Annotated in this window: 15 protein-coding genes; 8 read left to right on the forward strand and 7 right to left on the reverse strand. The window is 44.2% G+C overall.

Annotated elements, in window-relative coordinates; genetic code table 11:
• Positions 1-136 precede the first annotated feature (136 nt).
• Positions 137-496 carry a Spx/MgsR family RNA polymerase-binding regulatory protein gene (locus tag AAFP14_RS04355; protein WP_341731085.1) on the forward strand — a complete coding sequence of 120 codons (360 nt, stop codon included), beginning with the start codon at positions 137-139 and terminating at the stop codon, positions 494-496.
• A 2-nt stretch (positions 497-498) separates the two neighbouring features.
• Here the strand turns inward: AAFP14_RS04355 and AAFP14_RS04360 are convergent, their stop codons facing one another.
• The 4 genes from AAFP14_RS04360 to AAFP14_RS04375 all read right to left on the reverse strand — a co-directional run bounded on the left by AAFP14_RS04360 (position 499) and on the right by AAFP14_RS04375 (position 3,947).
• Positions 499-927: a GNAT family N-acetyltransferase gene (locus tag AAFP14_RS04360; protein WP_341731086.1), complete on the reverse strand. Its 429-nt coding sequence runs from the start codon at positions 925-927 to the stop codon at positions 499-501.
• A complete protein-coding gene (locus AAFP14_RS04365; protein ID WP_341731087.1) occupies positions 908-2,527 on the reverse strand; it encodes a cyclic peptide export ABC transporter in 1,620 nt (539 codons plus the stop codon). The genes AAFP14_RS04360 and AAFP14_RS04365 overlap by 20 nt, the downstream gene beginning before the upstream one ends.
• Positions 2,528-2,661: 134 nt before the next feature.
• Complete coding sequence (locus AAFP14_RS04370; RefSeq protein WP_341731088.1) at positions 2,662-3,261, reverse strand: Uma2 family endonuclease; 600 nt, start codon at positions 3,259-3,261, stop codon at positions 2,662-2,664.
• 74 nt (positions 3,262-3,335) lie between these two features.
• Positions 3,336-3,947 (reverse strand): Uma2 family endonuclease, encoded by a 612-nt coding sequence (locus tag AAFP14_RS04375; protein WP_341731089.1) that lies wholly within the window; start codon positions 3,945-3,947, stop codon positions 3,336-3,338.
• Positions 3,948-4,433: 486 nt separating this feature from the next.
• Between AAFP14_RS04375 and AAFP14_RS04380 the strand changes: the two genes are divergently transcribed.
• Positions 4,434-5,048, forward strand: a complete 615-nt coding sequence (locus AAFP14_RS04380; protein ID WP_341731090.1) for a Uma2 family endonuclease — start codon at positions 4,434-4,436, stop codon at positions 5,046-5,048.
• 154 nt (positions 5,049-5,202) lie between these two features.
• Here AAFP14_RS04380 and AAFP14_RS04385 read toward each other — a convergent pair whose 3' ends face one another.
• Entirely contained in the window at positions 5,203-6,777 is a 1,575-nt protein-coding gene (locus AAFP14_RS04385; protein WP_341731091.1) for an NAD(P)H-quinone oxidoreductase subunit N, read from the reverse strand.
• 577 nt (positions 6,778-7,354) lie between these two features.
• On the opposite strand from AAFP14_RS04385, the gene AAFP14_RS04390 reads away from it, so the two are divergent.
• Complete coding sequence (locus tag AAFP14_RS04390) at positions 7,355-8,263, forward strand: AraC family transcriptional regulator (protein WP_341731092.1); 909 nt, start codon at positions 7,355-7,357, stop codon at positions 8,261-8,263.
• Between the two features lie 97 nt (positions 8,264-8,360).
• A complete protein-coding gene (locus AAFP14_RS04395; protein ID WP_341731093.1) occupies positions 8,361-8,768 on the forward strand; it encodes an MAPEG family protein in 408 nt (135 codons plus the stop codon).
• A 139-nt stretch (positions 8,769-8,907) separates the two neighbouring features.
• Here AAFP14_RS04395 and AAFP14_RS04400 read toward each other — a convergent pair whose 3' ends face one another.
• Entirely contained in the window at positions 8,908-9,105 is a 198-nt protein-coding gene (locus AAFP14_RS04400; RefSeq protein WP_341731094.1) for a hypothetical protein, read from the reverse strand.
• A gap of 56 nt (positions 9,106-9,161) precedes the next feature.
• On the opposite strand from AAFP14_RS04400, the gene topA reads away from it, so the two are divergent.
• The 4 genes from topA (at position 9,162) to AAFP14_RS04420 (ending at position 15,621) form a co-directional block, all read left to right on the forward strand.
• Positions 9,162-11,912: a type I DNA topoisomerase gene (gene topA, locus AAFP14_RS04405; protein WP_341731095.1), complete on the forward strand. Its 2,751-nt coding sequence runs from the start codon at positions 9,162-9,164 to the stop codon at positions 11,910-11,912.
• A 315-nt stretch (positions 11,913-12,227) separates the two neighbouring features.
• Positions 12,228-13,562, forward strand: coding sequence for a ParA family protein (locus AAFP14_RS04410; RefSeq protein WP_341731096.1), 1,335 nt, complete (start codon positions 12,228-12,230; stop codon positions 13,560-13,562).
• A complete protein-coding gene (locus AAFP14_RS04415) occupies positions 13,559-14,239 on the forward strand; it encodes a Rho termination factor N-terminal domain-containing protein (protein ID WP_341731097.1) in 681 nt (226 codons plus the stop codon). Before AAFP14_RS04410 ends, AAFP14_RS04415 begins: the two co-directional genes overlap by 4 nt.
• Before the next feature lie 506 nt (positions 14,240-14,745).
• Positions 14,746-15,621: an Rpn family recombination-promoting nuclease/putative transposase gene (locus AAFP14_RS04420; RefSeq protein ID WP_341731098.1), complete on the forward strand. Its 876-nt coding sequence runs from the start codon at positions 14,746-14,748 to the stop codon at positions 15,619-15,621.
• A gap of 52 nt (positions 15,622-15,673) precedes the next feature.
• Here the strand turns inward: AAFP14_RS04420 and AAFP14_RS04425 are convergent, their stop codons facing one another.
• Positions 15,674-15,973: a DUF5615 family PIN-like protein gene (locus AAFP14_RS04425; protein ID WP_341731099.1), complete on the reverse strand. Its 300-nt coding sequence runs from the start codon at positions 15,971-15,973 to the stop codon at positions 15,674-15,676.
• Positions 15,974-16,248: the final 275 nt, after the last annotated feature.

Consider the following 16,248-nt stretch of genomic DNA (forward strand, 5'->3'; position numbering starts at 1 on the left):
GGTGGGGCACACCGAAATCAACGCTTGGGGACAGACCGATCTCTACTCTTTGATGGCAGCATCAACGAGCAAATCGACTGATTGATCCAAGAATCCCCGCGCCTTCAAGGCCGGGGAGTGTCAACAAATATATATTATGTCAATTCAAGTTTACGGAATCCCCAACTGTGGAACCTGCAAAAAAGCTTTCAACTGGCTGGAAGATAATGCAGTTACCTATGAGTTCATTAACACCAAAGAAAATCCACCCACTCACGAGATGATTGAAAAATGGGTAAATTCCTTGGGGTTTCAACCCCTGCGAAATACTTCAGGTCAATCTTACCGTGCTTTGGGCGAAGTTCGGAACAATTGGACAAACAAAGAGTGGATTGAGGCGTTTGCTAAGGATGCGATGCTGCTAAAACGTCCTCTGTTTGTTAAGGACGGAACTGCTGTTTTAGTAGGTTTCAAAACTGAAGTAATTAGAGAAAAATTAGGGCTTTCAACAAGCTGAATTCAGCCAGTTGTTCGCCGCAAAAACTTAACTCCGCCCACATCATCAGTGAAGCCCCACCGTTCATAAAATGGTATCATCTTCGGCAAACAACCAAGAGAAATACTCTCAACAACTTGCAATTTAGGATGATTTACCACTGCATCCATCAACTTCACACCCAGTCCCATCTTTCGGTGCGCCGGCTTGACAATGACATCAAAAATCATCGCTCTGTACACAAAATCGGTGATAACGCGAGTAAAAGCAATTAGCCGATCGCCCTCATCGACAAAACCTATGATAACATCAGTAGCGGCGAGCATTTTCACCACATCCTCGCGGGTGCGTTTGTCACACCAGAACTCGTTTTTGTATAATTCCATCAAATCGGAAACCTGGCTTGCTGTCAGAGTTTCAACCATCCGATAATTATCGATTTTGTCGGTCATACTCAATTTTACCGTAATCTAGTTTAATTGCGCGATCGGCAATATCAAAATATCGGTCATCATGACTAATCACAAACACCGTTTTCCCCCGCTGCTTCAACTCCGGTAACAACTCCTTGTAAAAAATATCCCGGAAAAAAGGGTCTTGATCCGAAGCCCATTCATCAAACAAATAAATCGGCCTATCTTCCAAATACGCTGTCAGCAAAGCCAGTCGCTTGCGCTGTCCCTGAGACAAAGCCGTAGTCGATAATATACCATCTTTCACCTCCACTTTACTATCCAAGTGAAACTCTCGCAGATATTCTGCCGCCTGTTTGTCCAAATCGTGGTTAGTCATTCCCAAAAGGCGATCGAACAAATAGAAATCCGAAAAAATTACCGAAAAATGCTGGCGATACCATTCTCGATTATCATCGGTAATCGGCTGTCCGTCAAGCAGAATTTCGCCAGATTCGGGAACGTACAAACCAGTAATTAACTTAGCGAGAGTTGACTTACCACTGCCGTTACCGCCAATGATAAACACCAATTCACCCCGATGAAACTTCAAATTTAGCTCTCCCAAAATAAACTTACTATCTTCTGTTTCCCCAGGATAACTGTGAGTGGCTTGGCTTAACTCCAACATCTGCCAGCGAGCAGTTTCTACAGGTTTAATAGTTGAATTGATCTCAGCTTGACTTGCCAAAGTCAATCCCATTCTCTCGATTTTCTCTACAGAACTATTGGCTCGAAAAATCGCCGGCAGCCTTTGCAAAATATTCTGAAATGGAGTCATCAAAAAGGTGCTGGTCAGAATGTAAGCCGATAAAACAGTCCCAGAAACAGGCACAAATTTCGGCAAAAAAAACAACAGCAAACCCACCAACATAAAAAACAGTAACTGTCCGATACCGATCGCAAATGCACCAGTATTCAAAGCCGTCACGTTGTAATCGCGGGAAGCACCGGCACTCACCTGCAATTCCTCTGTAAAAAACTCTTGACGACGGGAGGAATGCAGTTTCAGTTCCTTAATGCCATCAGTGATACTGCGAAAATGTTTGAATAAGCGATCTTGTTCTTCCCTGGCTAAATCGAAGAATTTTCTCATTTTGTTAAGCAGCAGTTGGATAGCGGCGATCGTCAGCGCCAAAAACCCAAATACAACTGCAAAAACCGCACCAGAAAGCGTACTTAAATAAGCCAAACATCCAACAACAATGGCGATATCAATGCAGAGAAAAGGAATCACAAATATAGTATTGGAAAGCGTTCCCACATCATCAGTCAGAGTAGCCAGCAAGCGGCTAGCGCCCAATTGTTCCAACTGTCGCAAAGGAGAAGACAAAATTCCCCGGCTCAAACTCAGGCGCAATTTGTAAACTGCTTCTTGAGAGAGATAAATTAACAAAAACTGAGAAATCACGCCTGTGATGAGAGCGAGAAATGCTAATCCCGCAAAATACCAGACTAAATTATCAGTTGAATTGCCACTAACAGCGCGGTTGATCGTGGCGATTAACTGAGCGCTGCAAGCACCGCTAATTAAGCCTGTCAGCAGGGCGATCGACACATTTAACCAAGAAGCTTTTAACAGCAGCCAAATTACATTCATCTAATTTTACTTGAAATTTAATAGGTGTTTGTAGTGGATAAAATCAATTTTGGAAGGACGAAGCATTCCGACAGTAAATCCCTGGTTCTAGCGAATAAATTATTTGTCGGAATGCTTCGCCCCTAGGAACCAAATTACTGAGGCAATTCTGTCTCGTCTGTTTCAAATACCACTTTTGCGTAAATCTCGCTCATTGACATTTGCACTTCCACAGAAGCAAAGGAAACTATTGCTGATTCTCCCTCATATTCCCGAAATAACCATTCAGTCGATTCAGTTTTAATATATTGTTCGACTAAAAACTCGTATTGGCTAACTAACACATATTCTCGGAATTCAGGAAGAGAGCGATAAAACCGAAACTTATCCTCTCGATCAAAATTCTTGGTAGACTTAGAAAGCACTTCCACAATCAGCATAGGATTGAGTATTTCATCCTTGCGTCCATCATTAAAAATAGGCTCTCCTGCAATTACCATAACATCCGGGTAAGTTCCGCGTCGATACCGAGGAATCCACAACCGCAAATCATTGTGAAAAAGCTCATAGGAATTCTCCTCAAGCAAATTTCCCAAAACTCTACTCAAATTTCGGATAATCCGGCTGTGATTAATAGTACCACCAGTCATTTGTACAATTTCTCCATCGCGATATTCATTTCTAAACTCAGCAGTTTCCTCTAACTCCCGGTACTCATCTAAAGTATAAATTTTTTGCTTACTTGGTGCTAACATTTTTACCTCCGTACAAACTTTTATCTGCGTTAATCCGCGTTAATCCGCCTATATCTGCGGTTGAAAAAGATAATTTAATCACTCTCATCCGTCTCAAATATAACCAACTCATAAATATCACTCATGGACATTTGTACTTCCACCGAAGCAAAAGAAACTATTGCCGATTCCCCCTCATATTCCTGAAACAACCATTGATTCGATTCAGTTTTAATATATTGTGTCACTAAAAACTCAGATTGATTGACTAATACATACTCGCGAAATTCAGGAATCGATCGATAAAACCGAAACTTATCCTCTTTATCGAAATCCTTGGTAGACTTAGAAAGCACTTCCACAATCAGCACCGGATTGAGTATTTCATCTTTCCGTCCCTCTGTACAAACTAATTCTCCTTCAACTACCATCACATCTGGATAAGTTCCGCGTCGATACCGAGGAATCCACAACCGCAAATCACTAAATGGTCTGGCACTTTTACCTCGCAAAGCATATTTCAAGAAGGCATGGATATTACCTATAATTTGACTATGATCGATCGTACCACCAGCCATTTGTACAATTTCTCCATCGCGATATTCATTTCTAAACTCAGCAGTTTCCTCTAACTCCCGGTACTCATCTAAAGTATAAACTTTTTGCTTACTTTTTACTAACATTTTCACCTCTACACTAAGTTGCATCTGTGTTAATCTGCGTACCATTAGCGCAAACTTCACGCACACTTGCTTCCCGATCTGCTGGACAAGCAGGTAACAGAGCAATCGCTCTATTGCCTGCTATTGAGTTCTGAGAGGGATTCTTAAAAGCTTTACGCTAACTACTGGTTACTATTGCTACTGTATCTCATAAACTTGCAATCTGCTGTAAAAGCGATCGATCTCCAGTAACCGATTGCTGGGGAGGGCGCGTGTCAGGGTTTACACTGGAAATTGGAACAGGTGTTGGAGATTTTTCACTTCGGCTAACAGAGGAGTTGCAAGGAGACTATATTCGGTGGGTGAAGTGGCAGTCTGAACTAGGGCAACCAGGGTATCATCAAACTTTTAAACTTGATGGAGAACATCGTAAAAATTGATGCCTACGTCATTGCAGTTATTCATATTAAGTTAATATATGTTAAAATGGTTAGCGAATAGTTTTAAAATGCAGCTAAATGAGAGCCAACTATGACTGTATCACCAATCCAAACGAAGCAACTGCTTACTTTTGAACAATTTATCAAGCAACTTCCCGATGAAGAAGGCCGCTATGAATTTGTCAATGGAGAGATTGTGAAAATATTACCAATAAGACTACATGAGGATGTTGCCGATTTTCTCATTAAACAATTTGATAGAGAAGTCGATCGCGTCCCTCTAAATTACAGGGTATCTGGCAGATTTATGCTGAGAACGTTAACCCTGAATGGTAAAGAACAAGGCCGCCACCCCGATGTCACTGTAATAGATAAAACTATTTGGGAATCCAAACCCTTCGACTATTCAGCCCTAACTGAACCTCCACAATTAGTTGTAGAAGTTGTCTCGACAAATTGGGAAGATGATTATATCGACAAGCTGGATGAATATCAGCGTCTGGGAATTACTGAATATTGGATTGTGGATTATTTAGCGTTGGGTAGCAGAAACTATTTGGGCAACCCGAAAGAGCCGACTGTTTTTGTTTACCTGCTCGATGAAAATGGGGTTTATCAAATGAGTGCTTACCGAGGGAGCGATCGCATTATATCCCGAACTTTCCCCGAATTAGCATTGACAGCAGAGCAAGTATTAGACCTATGATATCAAATCCAGCTTAAATATCGCTTTATCTCCTAGTCTGCACAGGCAAACTTGGTTTGACTTTCTGCGGGTTTCAACCGCCGATCGCACCCACAAAAAAAACGCCCAACTTCAAAAAGTCAGGCGCTTTCCCATCTCTCAAAACTAGGTAAACTTAATTCCGGGGAGACAACAAGTTAGATTCGATTTTTGCAGCAGCTACGACAGGCTGTACCTGAGTCAAAGCCGACTGCAACATGGGAGTATTGGCAACAGCATCGTTAGCCATATTAAACAAAGGATTCGACAAAATACCAGCCAAGGTTGTCGCAACCAAAGTCAGTACAACAGTGACTTGTAAAGGCCGCATTCCTTGAAGATTCCAGCGAATTTCAGGATAATTTTTCACAACATCTGACATCTCTTGAGGTTCCTTAACTACCATCATTTTGACGACGCGGATGTAGTAGTAAATCGAAACAACACTGGTGATTAACCCCAAAATAACTAAGCCGTAAAGTCCAGCTTGCCAGCCAGCCCAGAATAGATAAATCTTGCCGAAAAATCCAGCCAAGGGTGGGATTCCGCCTAGAGAAAGCAAACAAATACTCAAAGCCAAAGTTAACAGTGGGTCTTTTTGATACAAACCGGAATAGTCGCTAATTTGGTCGGTGCCAGTCCGCAATGAGAACAGGATGATGCAGGCGAAAGCACCTAAGTTCATAAACAGGTAAACCAACAGATAAAATATCATGCTGGAATAACCGGCTTCGGTTCCTGCAACTAAACCAATCATTACAAAGCCGGCTTGGGCGATCGACGAATAAGCCAAAAGCCGCTTCATGCTAGTCTGAGCAAGAGCTACTACATTTCCCAACACCATGCTGAGAATTGCTAGGGCTGTGAATACGAAGTGCCACTGTTCTGTAAGTACGGGGAAAACTGTGGTTAACAAGCGGATGGCTAGGGCAAAACCTGCTGCTTTGGAACCGACAGAAAGGAACGCAACAACGGGTGTGGGAGAACCTTCGTAAACGTCCGGTGTCCATTGGTGGAAGGGAACCGCAGAGATTTTGAAGGCTATTCCGGCGATCGCAAATACCAACGCAATCACTAAACCGAGAGATTGACCTTCATTGAGAGTAGAAAGATTAGCGGAGATCGCGCTTAAGGTAGTTTCACCACCAGACAACCCGTACAGCAGCGACAGCCCGTAGAGAAACACCGCCGAAGAAGAAGCACCAATTAACAGATATTTCAAAGCAGCTTCATTGGAACGCGGGTCACGTTTTGTGTAACCAGTCAGCAAATAAGAGGAGATACTGAGAGTTTCCAATGAAATAAAAATCATCACCAATTCATCAGCACCGGAAAGGAACATCCCCCCCAAAGTAGCTGCCAGCAAAATGCCGATAAATTCCGCTAAAGCAGTACCAGTTTGCAATACATAGCGAACCGATATCAAGATAGTGACAGCCGCCGTCAAAGCAATAATTCCGCGAAATACTAAACTCAGGGCATCGCTATTAAAACCGCCTAGAAACGAGATAGTATTAGTGTTGTCCGCTTGCAAACACAGGGCACCAGTGGCCGCTAGCAAACCGGCAACAGCAACGTAGGGAGTCCAACCAGAGGAACTGCGCCCGACGATTAAGTCGCCGACGAGCACCACCAAGAGGGTGACGATGACTATTCCCTCTGGCAATATAGTTCCAGCATTTAACTGGGCGGCAAGAGTAGCAAAATCCATATTTTCAGACAAGTTGGGTAATACAGGCCCCAAAGCCTGTAATGGGCAGTGAAATGTTAGAAATTCTTTACCAAACACCGATTGTAGCTGATTAGAGCCTCGCGCTCCCAGTTTGGGGCGTGTTTGTGGCGATATCTTGGGGATGGGCGATCGGGTTAGGTTCCAAACCAGCGAGAATTTTCAACTTCAACGGGTTCCCCAGCTCGGCCTCGGCCCCAGGGCTGTTTCATTCTCACCAAAAAAAGGGTTTTGTAGGGGTAGTGGATGGTGCGTGCCTACCCCCCCCACCAACCATTTTCCGTCATTTCAGAGATTGGGGCAGCCACGGGGGGCTGCCCCTACAAGAGCAATGTTACAGCCCTGGCCTCGGCCCCCTCTCACTCTTGCTGTGCCTCCTCGATCGCACGCGCATTCCAGTTGTGTGTGTATTGCCATCCACAGCGCGATCGGACTTATCGCCAGACTGAATATTTATTCAGTGCGATCGCACAAGTACCATTAGCCATTACCCAGAACCCCTGTACCTCACCTAACTGAGAAAGGCTATATTTGCTAGCTTTAGCTAATTAATAATTTTATGAGCCCACCAGAACCCGTAAAAATTCTCGATTTCAGCAAAGAAAACGCTTCCGATTTGCTGCTACCCCAACCTGCTTTGCTCAAAAGTTCGGGATGGGATCAAATTTATTTTGAACTCCACCAACAGCCAAAATTCGACACTCCCGAACATCGAGGTACCTGGCACGTCATTGCCCACTGCCCAAACTTCCCGATATCAGGAGAAAGATCGGGAGAAAGGTGGTTGGATGGAAAGCTAAAAACTGAAGCGCGGAATCAAGGAGATATTGCGATTATTCCGGCGGGGATTTCCCAGATTTGCAATTGGCGTACTTCAGCGCAATTTACGATCGTCGCCATTGCACCGGCGCTGTTAGAACAAGTAGGTCAAGATTTAGTCAATACCGATCGCATGGAACTCATTCCTCATTTCATGACCGAGCAAGATATCCTAATTCAAGGTATTATTGCCGCTTTGAGAAATGAAGTGGAATCAACCAAAATCGGCGGCGACTTGCTCGTTGACAGTCTCAAAACAGCCCTAGCAATTCACTTGTTGCGGAACTACTGCACCGCGTCACCTCCCATTTATAACTATGCTGATGGATTATCCACTTCAGGGCTCAAACAAGTGACGGAATATATCAGGGAAAACCTCCATCGAGATTTGAAATTAGTCGATATTGCCCAACAAGCTCAGATCAGTCCCTATTACTTTTTGCGCTTGTTTAAGCAGAGTACAGGCACTACACCCCATCAGTATATTTTGCAGTGTCGGATCGATCGCGCCAAGTATTTATTGCACCATAGCGAACTCAGCATCGCAGAAATAGCCAGCGAAGTAGGTTTTTGTGACCAAAGTCATTTGACTCGATATTTTAAGCGCCTGGTGGGCGTGACTCCCAAACAAATGCTGCGGCGAGCATAAGGCGATCGCAAGATTGTACTAAAACTCGGCAACTTTTTTCTAGAGTTTTGAGGGGCAAAATTTCTAAGCTATCAGCAGATATTCTAGGAGAAACAAGATGCAAATGCCGATCGAGATGACTTTCCCCCTCTGGGGCTTAGCAATTCTAATTTTATGGGCGATCGTACTGGTTATCGCGCTGCTAATCACCAGAATTCGGCATCTATCAGCAGGCGGAACCATCAAAGATTTCGGTACGCCAAACGATGAAAGTTTGCTGTGGAGGCTGCTGCGGGCGCATTCCAACTTAATAGAAAACCTGACTTTGTATGCGGGAGTTGTTTTCCTGCTCACCTGGCGGGCTGTTTCCGGCACAGCAGTAGATTTGCTGATAGTTGCCTACACCGGATTTCGGATTTTACACTCAGTAATTCACATCGCTCGAATCGATCCAATATTTCGGCTTTTATGTTTAGCTATTCAGTTAGGATGTTTGGTGGCTTTAACTGGTTTGGCAGTCTTTTAGTGCCGAAATTAAAGAAAGCAGCGGTTAATTTTGGGTAATTTTCCGTAATCACAAAGGCCGGCCTAGTCCGCCTTTGTGATATTTTCCCCATCTGCGACCCAACACTTTAAATTACTTAATATGGGATCTTGAGGAACCATCAGCCCACATCCAGCAGTCTCAGCATCCAGCAACCAGCAATTCTGCTAAAGTCAGATCGCATATCCCGTGCATCTTGTCCCCACCAGGTATTCAGCATTTGGCAGAATTCTACCCGCAAGCCGATCGGCAATAACTTAAAAATTAAGGTAGCGTGAAAATAATAGCCAAAGTTCCCATAAGCCTTGACATCTGACATACACTCTGTAAATTAAACACTCGCTTCTGCCTCGCCATCCATATATAAAAGATGCCATGTCAACCTTAGTCATCGTCGAATCTCCCACAAAAGCCCGTACCATTCGCAACTTTCTGCCCTCCACCTACCGAGTAGAGGCATCAATGGGCCATGTGCGCGACCTCCCATCCTCCGCCGAAGAAATACCAGAAGCCGTTAAAGGAGAAAAATGGGCCCAACTAGGCGTCAACGTGGAGGCAGACTTTGAACCCCTCTACGTCATCCCGAAAGATAAAAAGAAAATAGTCAAAGAACTCAAAGACGCCCTCAAAGAAGCAACAGAACTGATTCTAGCCACTGACGAAGACCGAGAAGGCGAAAGTATTTCCTGGCATTTGCTGCAAATCCTCAAACCGAAAGTTCCCATCAAGCGGATGGTATTCCACGAAATCACCCGCGAAGCCATCCGCGACGCTTTGACTCACTGTCGCGACATCGACAATCGAGTAGTACAAGCCCAAGAAACTCGCCGCATTCTCGACAGACTCGTCGGCTACACCCTTTCGCCTCTGTTGTGGAAAAAAATCGCCTGGGGTTTGTCCGCAGGGCGAGTGCAGTCCGTCGCCGTGCGCCTGTTGGTACGCCGGGAACGGGAACGCCGCGCCTTCCGCCAAGGTAGTTACTGGGATTTGAAAGCGACTTTGACCCCTCCCAAACCTCCCGCCAGTGGACGCGGTGCCTTTGAGGCCAAACTGGTGACAGTAGCCAATGTGAAAGTTGCCAACGGTAGCGATTTCGATGAAAATACTGGCGGGATTATCTCCGGCCGCCGCGTACTTTTGCTGAATGAAGAACAGGCGCGGGCTTTACTAGAACGCCTTCAAAACAAGCCTTGGACTGTCACCAATCTCGAAGAACGGCCAGTCACCCGCAAACCTTCGCCACCCTTTACAACCTCGACTTTGCAGCAGGAAGCTAACCGCAAGCTGAGGCTGGGAGCGCGGGAAACCATGCGAATTGCCCAAAGTCTGTACGAACGCGGTTTTATCACCTATATGCGGACGGATTCGGTGCATTTATCCGAACAGGCGATCGCCGCAGCCCGCAGTTGCGTCCAAGAACTTTACGGTAGCGAATACCTCAGCCCCCAACCCCGCAAATACACGACCAAAAGCAAAGGAGCCCAGGAAGCCCACGAAGCTATCCGCCCCGCCGGTAGCACTTTTCGGACTCCGCAGCAAACCGGGCTAGATGGCGTTGACTTCCGCCTCTACGATTTGATTTGGAAGCGGACTGTCGCTTCTCAAATGGCCGATGCGCGCCAAACTCACGTCACGCTATTAACTCAGGTAGAAGATGCCGGTTTCCGTTCCAGCGGCAAACGCATCGATTTTGCCGGCTTTTTGCGCGCCTACGTGGAAGGTTCCGATGACCCAGATGCGGCTTTGGAAGACCAAGAGGTGATTTTGCCGCCACTGAAAGTGGGGGATAAGCCTAATTGTCAGGAGTTGGAGGCCGTCGGCCACGAAACTCAGCCTCCTGCCCGTTTCACTGAAGCTTCTCTGGTCAAAATGCTCGAAAGTGAAGGTGTGGGTCGTCCGAGTACCTATGCGAGTATTATCGGCACTATAGTCGATCGCGGTTACGCCAAATTAGTTGCCAACGCCCTAATTCCCACATTCACCGCTTTCGCCGTCACAACTTTATTGGAAACACATTTTCCCGATTTAGTAGACACCAGTTTTACTTCCAGAATGGAACAAACCCTCGATGAAATTGCCACCGGCGAAGCTAAATGGCTGCCGTATTTAGACAAGTTTTATCGAGGGGAAACCGGACTGCAAACTCAAGTCAAAGAACAGGAAAGTCAAATCGATGCCAAAGTTGCCCGGACTGTGGTATTGGAGAATATTTCTGCCAAAGTGTGCATCGGCAAATACGGCGCTTATCTAGAAGCGGAAAGGGAAGAAGGGCCGGTCAAAGCATCGATTCCCCAAGATTTGACGCCGGCAGATTTAGACCCGGAACAAGTCGAGTTTCTGTTAAAGCAAAAAACTGAAGGGCCGGAAAAATTAGGTCTGCACCCGGAAACTGGGGAACCGATTTATGTGCTGATTGGCAATTACGGCCCCTATGTTCAGTTGGGGGATGTTTCGGAAACGAACAAGAAACCGAAGCGTTCTTCTTTACCGAAGGGGACGGATAAGGATAGTGTGACGGTTGATATGGCGGTGAGTTTGTTGACTCTGCCGCGCTTGTTGGGCACTCACCCGGATACGGGGGCGAAGGTGCAGGCTGCTTTGGGGATGTATGGGCCTTATGTGGTGCATGACCAAGGTAAGGTGGGTAAGGATTATCGATCGATCAAACCACCTGATGATGTTTTGACTATAACGCTCGATCGGGCATTGGAACTATTAGCGCAACCGAAAGCCGTTCGGGGTAGCAAATCAACGACACCATTGAAGGAATTGGGCGCACATCCAGAGTCTGGAGAACTCATCAATGTTTACGATGGTCGTTACGGGCCCTACGTCAAACACGGGGATATCAATGCTTCCTTGGCTAAGGATGAGTCTGTGGAGAATTTCACCTTACAAAAAGCATTGGATTTGTTAGCAGCGAAGGAAGCAGCGGGCGGCGGAAAATCTAGCAAGTCGAAGAAGTCAACGAAGACAACTGCGGCGAAGTCGGAAACTGCTGCGAAGAAAACAACTACTGCGAAGAAAACCACTGCGGCGAAGTCGGAAACTGCTGCGAAGAAAACTACTACTGCTAAAAAGGCGACGACTGCGACAAAGACTAAGAAAGAAACTAAGTCAAGTTAGTTTGGTTTTCTGTCAGATTGGAAACCCGGTTTATTAGTATAAAAGCCGGGTTTTTTATTTGGTGTAGAGTTTTTTCGTTTGTCCGCGAGTCCGCCAGGGAATGAATTCCCTGTCTCATAGCGAAAGTCGGTTGAAACCGACTGAATATAATGTAGTATTATAATATACTCCGTTCAAATTATTGCTGAATTTCCCTGCTCGTCGTTTATGGATTAGGGCAGGCTGACATCCTCCCTCCAGCGATCCTTGCCAAAACTCATAATAATGTAGTATTATAATATACTCAGTTCAAATTATTACTGAATTTCACTCCTCATGAATGCCCCAGCCACTACCCTTCAAGCTGCATTACAAAGTCTTCCTCAAGGCGCTTCAGAAGCTATTGTCAGTGCTCACTTTTCACCTCAGTTTTTGCAAGCATTGGGGTTTGACTCTAATGAAGTTGTTCCCGAATATGACACTAATGGTGGTGGAATAGTTGATAAAGCAGCTAGAAAAACTATTGGAAATGATATATTTTTACATACAAAGTCTAATCCGTATCTGCTTTTAGAGCTAAAAGGAAAAGACATCAATCTTACGGAAGGTACACCAGCGTACTTAAAAACAGTTAATCAACTTAAGCGACAGTTACTTGGTTCTAATTGCAAGTCAGCAAAATGGGGAATTATTACGAACTCATCCCATGTTCAACTGTTTAGAAAGCATGGCAAAGTAATCTTTCCAGCTACTCAATGCTTGGCTCTGGAAGTGAATAATGTTGATAAAGTTGTTGCTGAGATAAGGAAGAAGATTGAAGAAACCAGTAGAGCCTTGACAGTAACAATCTATAATAACAAGGGAGGTGTTGGCAAAACAACTACAACAGTTAACCTGGCAGGTATTTTAACTTTTTTGGGTAAGAAAGTTTTAGTAATAGATTTTGATTTTAATCAACAAGATTTAACAAGTGCTTTGGGTATTCCTGTCAGTGATGGGCTTGTTAAAAAAGCTCTTACAGACAAGAACGTAGACCTAAAATCTGCCGTGGTTCCATATAAATTTTCTAATAAAAAATTACAACTCAGTTTTGATATTATTCCTGCTGACAATGAACTGGCTAACGATTCTGAGGCTGAACTTCGCACGATAATAAAACGGAGTATACTGGACAAGAAGCTCGACTTTGCAAGGCAGGACTATGATTATATTTTGATTGATTCATCCCCGAATTGGCGTTTCATTACTCAAGTTGCGGTATATGCGGCTGATGTTATTCTTATTCCTACAAAGCACAACAACCTCTTTTCCCTAGAGAATGCGGCAAAGGCAATTCAGAAATTTATCCCTGAAATACAAGCTGCGAAAGAAGATGGAAATCCTATTGCCTTACCAATCTTTCTTAATGGAGAAAAAATTACACAACCACAGCTAGAAGTTGCTCAACAAGCAATCAACAATATTATTGTAAATGCCAAAAAAGAAGGATTTAACCTACGACCCTACTTTTACCCTAAGTACACCACTGCGAAAAAAGACTTACATATTCATCAAGTACCAAGTTACGCTAATATAGCTAATGCTGCCTTCTCACGCATTCCTGCTGTTTATCGAGATCGTTCTGCCCATGACTACTACAAAGATTTAGCAAAGGAGTATTTTTTACAATGAAAATTTCTAACATTCTTGGCAGTTTGATGCATCTCTACATAGATGAAATCGACCCAGGGGATGCTACTGATGCCCCTGAGTTTTTGATCAAAGCTACTGCAAAGATACTTAAACAAAAGGGTGGACGAAACTGGATTCCAGTTATCGTGAAAGAAACTGGTGAAGATAGGTATCAAGTTATTAGTAATTCCTTTGTTTATGCTGTAGCAGAGGAAGCAGGGCTAGAAAGAGTCTGGTGCATTATTGCTGACGATAATGATGATACTACAACACTCACTAAGATTCTTGCAGGTGAGGAAAAGCCTAAAATCAATCTTTCCACAGCATCCAGAGATGAAGTTATGGCAGCATTGCAATATTTGATTGAACAGCCGAACAGCGAGCTAAAATCCGTTAAACTTGCTGTAGCTACCAATCGAATTGATGAGGCTCCTCGTCAGTATTGGAAAAATTTTGAGCCAATCACCAGTCTGAAATGCGGTATTACCAAAGGCAAAAAACTTGACGCAATTAAGAGTGTATTCTATCTGACTCCCCAATCAATGCCAGATACAATAAACGACGTGACTATTCTCAGAACAATGACTACTGTTGAATTAAAAGCAATAGCCAAGAAAAGAGGAATCGCTGGCATAACTAAGATGAAAAAAGATGCTCTGATTGAGGCTCTCAGCTAATGGATAGCGAAAAAACTGCATTAATCCAGAATTAGAAAGCTTTCTATACCGTAAATTACCCACGCTGGAAAATTTTAATACTTTTACTTAGTAAAAATTGAGATATATCCAATTTGGGAAATTGTTAGTCAGCATAAAGACGCGCCCTTATCTCAATCTTAGTCATTCTCGCGGCTCGCTATTTCAAGTTAAGATTTGAGCTTTGAGATTTGAGATTTGAGATTTAAAATAGGCGATTAAGTGGCTTACTGAATTGTCTTTTCAGTCCTCTTTTAGAGGACTTTCGCTATGAGACGGGGGTTTTCAACCCCCGGCGGACTTGAGGGTGTGCGAGGGGATTTCGATAGTGTTTTTGCCGCACTTTTAATAAAATTTGAATTAAGGGCGATCCTCTTCGAGGGCTTCGCTAACGCATATTTCGAGATTTGGATTGAGGCCGATCGCACATTTTGCGCGAACCATTATGCAGTAGTATTAATTTGTCTCTCTTTCTTTGCAAATCTTTCATGCGGCGGGATTCCATATTCTATAAATTGTTCGGACAAGCGCCCACTTTGCTGTTCGATCTACTAGCGACAACTCCAGCAAATGCTGCCAATTATCGCTTTGACTCGGTGGCAGTCAAAGAACCTAAATTTGAAATTGACGGCGTATTTTTGCCCCCAGAATCTGAGGAACCGGGCATCGTCTATTTTTGTGAAGTTCAGTTTCAGAAAGACGAACAGCTTTACGAAAGGTTGTTTGGCGAATCGTTTTTATATTTTTACCGCAACCGCAGTCGTTACAGCGATTGGCAAGCTGTAGTGATTTATCCATCTCGCAGCGCCGAACAAAGCGATGTGTATCCTTATCGAGCTTTGCTCAACAGCAATCAAGTGCATCGGGTGTGCTTGGATGAGTTAGGGGATATTCGCACCTTGCCTTTAGGAATTGCGCTGATGGTGTTGACGACTGTCGGGGAGACTCAAGCACCAGCAGAAGCAAGGTATTTGCTGAGCCGGGTGCAGCAAGAAGTTCCACCAGCAGCAGGTCGTGACATTATAGATATAATAGCAACTATTATGTCTTACAAATTTACATCGTTGAGTCGAGCCGAGGTGGAATCAATGTTGGGAATTACATTACAGGAAACGAGATTCTATCAAGAAGCTAAGGCGGAAGGCCGGCAGGAAGGACGGCAGGAAGGACGGCAGGCAGAAGCCTGTGCCCTGATTGTCCGACAATTAACCCGTCGGTTGCGGCAAGAAATTTCTGAGGAAATGCGATCGCGCCTTGCCAATCTGCCCTTGCTAGTGCTCGAAGATTTGAGTGAGGCGCTGTTGGATTTTGCTACTATGGCGGATTTGGAGGCTTGGCTGGAGGCGCAGCAGTCGGAAAGATAAGAATTTAGCGAGTTATGAGGGCTTCAATAGCTGATTCACCTTACTCGCTAAATTAAGATATAGACGGCTTCCCAGAACGATAGACTCGAATCAATTGACCTGTTAATGTTTCAAGTGAGGAAATAGCTTCATTAATGTTAGTCGCCATTCTCCCTAAGTCATCATCTGCCTTACAGACAATAATACCAGCATGGTCAGGCTGTGAGCCGTGCAGTCTGATAAAATGACGGCGATTGAGAGTTAAAACAGCTCGATTTTCACAGACTGCAAAAGCTAACACTTCTTCATCAGGAATTTTTTGGTTATCTTTTCCTGCCTCTTGCACTGTCAGCATAATGTTTAACTTTTCCATTATAGATCCACAATTAAAAATCTTCATATCTAATATAAATTATTCTCACCTCTACCTAGAGAAGTATCTTGTTTATTGCCGCAGGCTTTCACCCCCGCAACCTGCCACCTTTCCTGGGTCAAAATTGCCAGCTTGTTACTCAAAAATTAACGTTAATTTAAACTTTGATTTCGATCGACCAATATACAATTCAAGTGTTTGCTTGTGAAATATGGAGTAAACATAAATTACGGACTCCGACAAAGAAACCGGGTTTTTTGCGTGATTTGTGGACT

This window comes from Microcoleus sp. EPA2 (assembly GCA_020882975.1).
GTDB lineage: Bacteria > Cyanobacteriota > Cyanobacteriia > Cyanobacteriales > Microcoleaceae > Microcoleus.

Bases quoted from the DNA above. Each gene is read 5' to 3' on its own strand.
- AAFP14_RS04355 (WP_341731085.1), top strand. From the start codon at position 137: ATGTCAATTCAAGTTTACGGAATCCCCAACTGTGGAACCTGCAAAAAA.
- AAFP14_RS04360 (WP_341731086.1), bottom strand. From the start codon at position 927: ATGACCGACAAAATCGATAATTATCGGATGGTTGAAACTCTGACAGCA.
- AAFP14_RS04365 (WP_341731087.1), bottom strand. From the start codon at position 2,527: ATGAATGTAATTTGGCTGCTGTTAAAAGCTTCTTGGTTAAATGTGTCG.
- AAFP14_RS04370 (WP_341731088.1), bottom strand. From the start codon at position 3,261: ATGTTAGCACCAAGTAAGCAAAAAATTTATACTTTAGATGAGTACCGG.
- AAFP14_RS04375 (WP_341731089.1), bottom strand. From the start codon at position 3,947: ATGCAACTTAGTGTAGAGGTGAAAATGTTAGTAAAAAGTAAGCAAAAA.
- AAFP14_RS04380 (WP_341731090.1), top strand. From the start codon at position 4,434: ATGACTGTATCACCAATCCAAACGAAGCAACTGCTTACTTTTGAACAA.
- AAFP14_RS04385 (WP_341731091.1), bottom strand. From the start codon at position 6,777: ATGGATTTTGCTACTCTTGCCGCCCAGTTAAATGCTGGAACTATATTG.
- AAFP14_RS04390 (WP_341731092.1), top strand. From the start codon at position 7,355: ATGAGCCCACCAGAACCCGTAAAAATTCTCGATTTCAGCAAAGAAAAC.
- AAFP14_RS04395 (WP_341731093.1), top strand. From the start codon at position 8,361: ATGCAAATGCCGATCGAGATGACTTTCCCCCTCTGGGGCTTAGCAATT.
- AAFP14_RS04400 (WP_341731094.1), bottom strand. From the start codon at position 9,105: ATGTCAGATGTCAAGGCTTATGGGAACTTTGGCTATTATTTTCACGCT.
- topA (WP_341731095.1), top strand. From the start codon at position 9,162: ATGTCAACCTTAGTCATCGTCGAATCTCCCACAAAAGCCCGTACCATT.
- AAFP14_RS04410 (WP_341731096.1), top strand. From the start codon at position 12,228: ATGAATGCCCCAGCCACTACCCTTCAAGCTGCATTACAAAGTCTTCCT.
- AAFP14_RS04415 (WP_341731097.1), top strand. From the start codon at position 13,559: ATGAAAATTTCTAACATTCTTGGCAGTTTGATGCATCTCTACATAGAT.
- AAFP14_RS04420 (WP_341731098.1), top strand. From the start codon at position 14,746: ATGCGGCGGGATTCCATATTCTATAAATTGTTCGGACAAGCGCCCACT.
- AAFP14_RS04425 (WP_341731099.1), bottom strand. From the start codon at position 15,973: ATGGAAAAGTTAAACATTATGCTGACAGTGCAAGAGGCAGGAAAAGAT.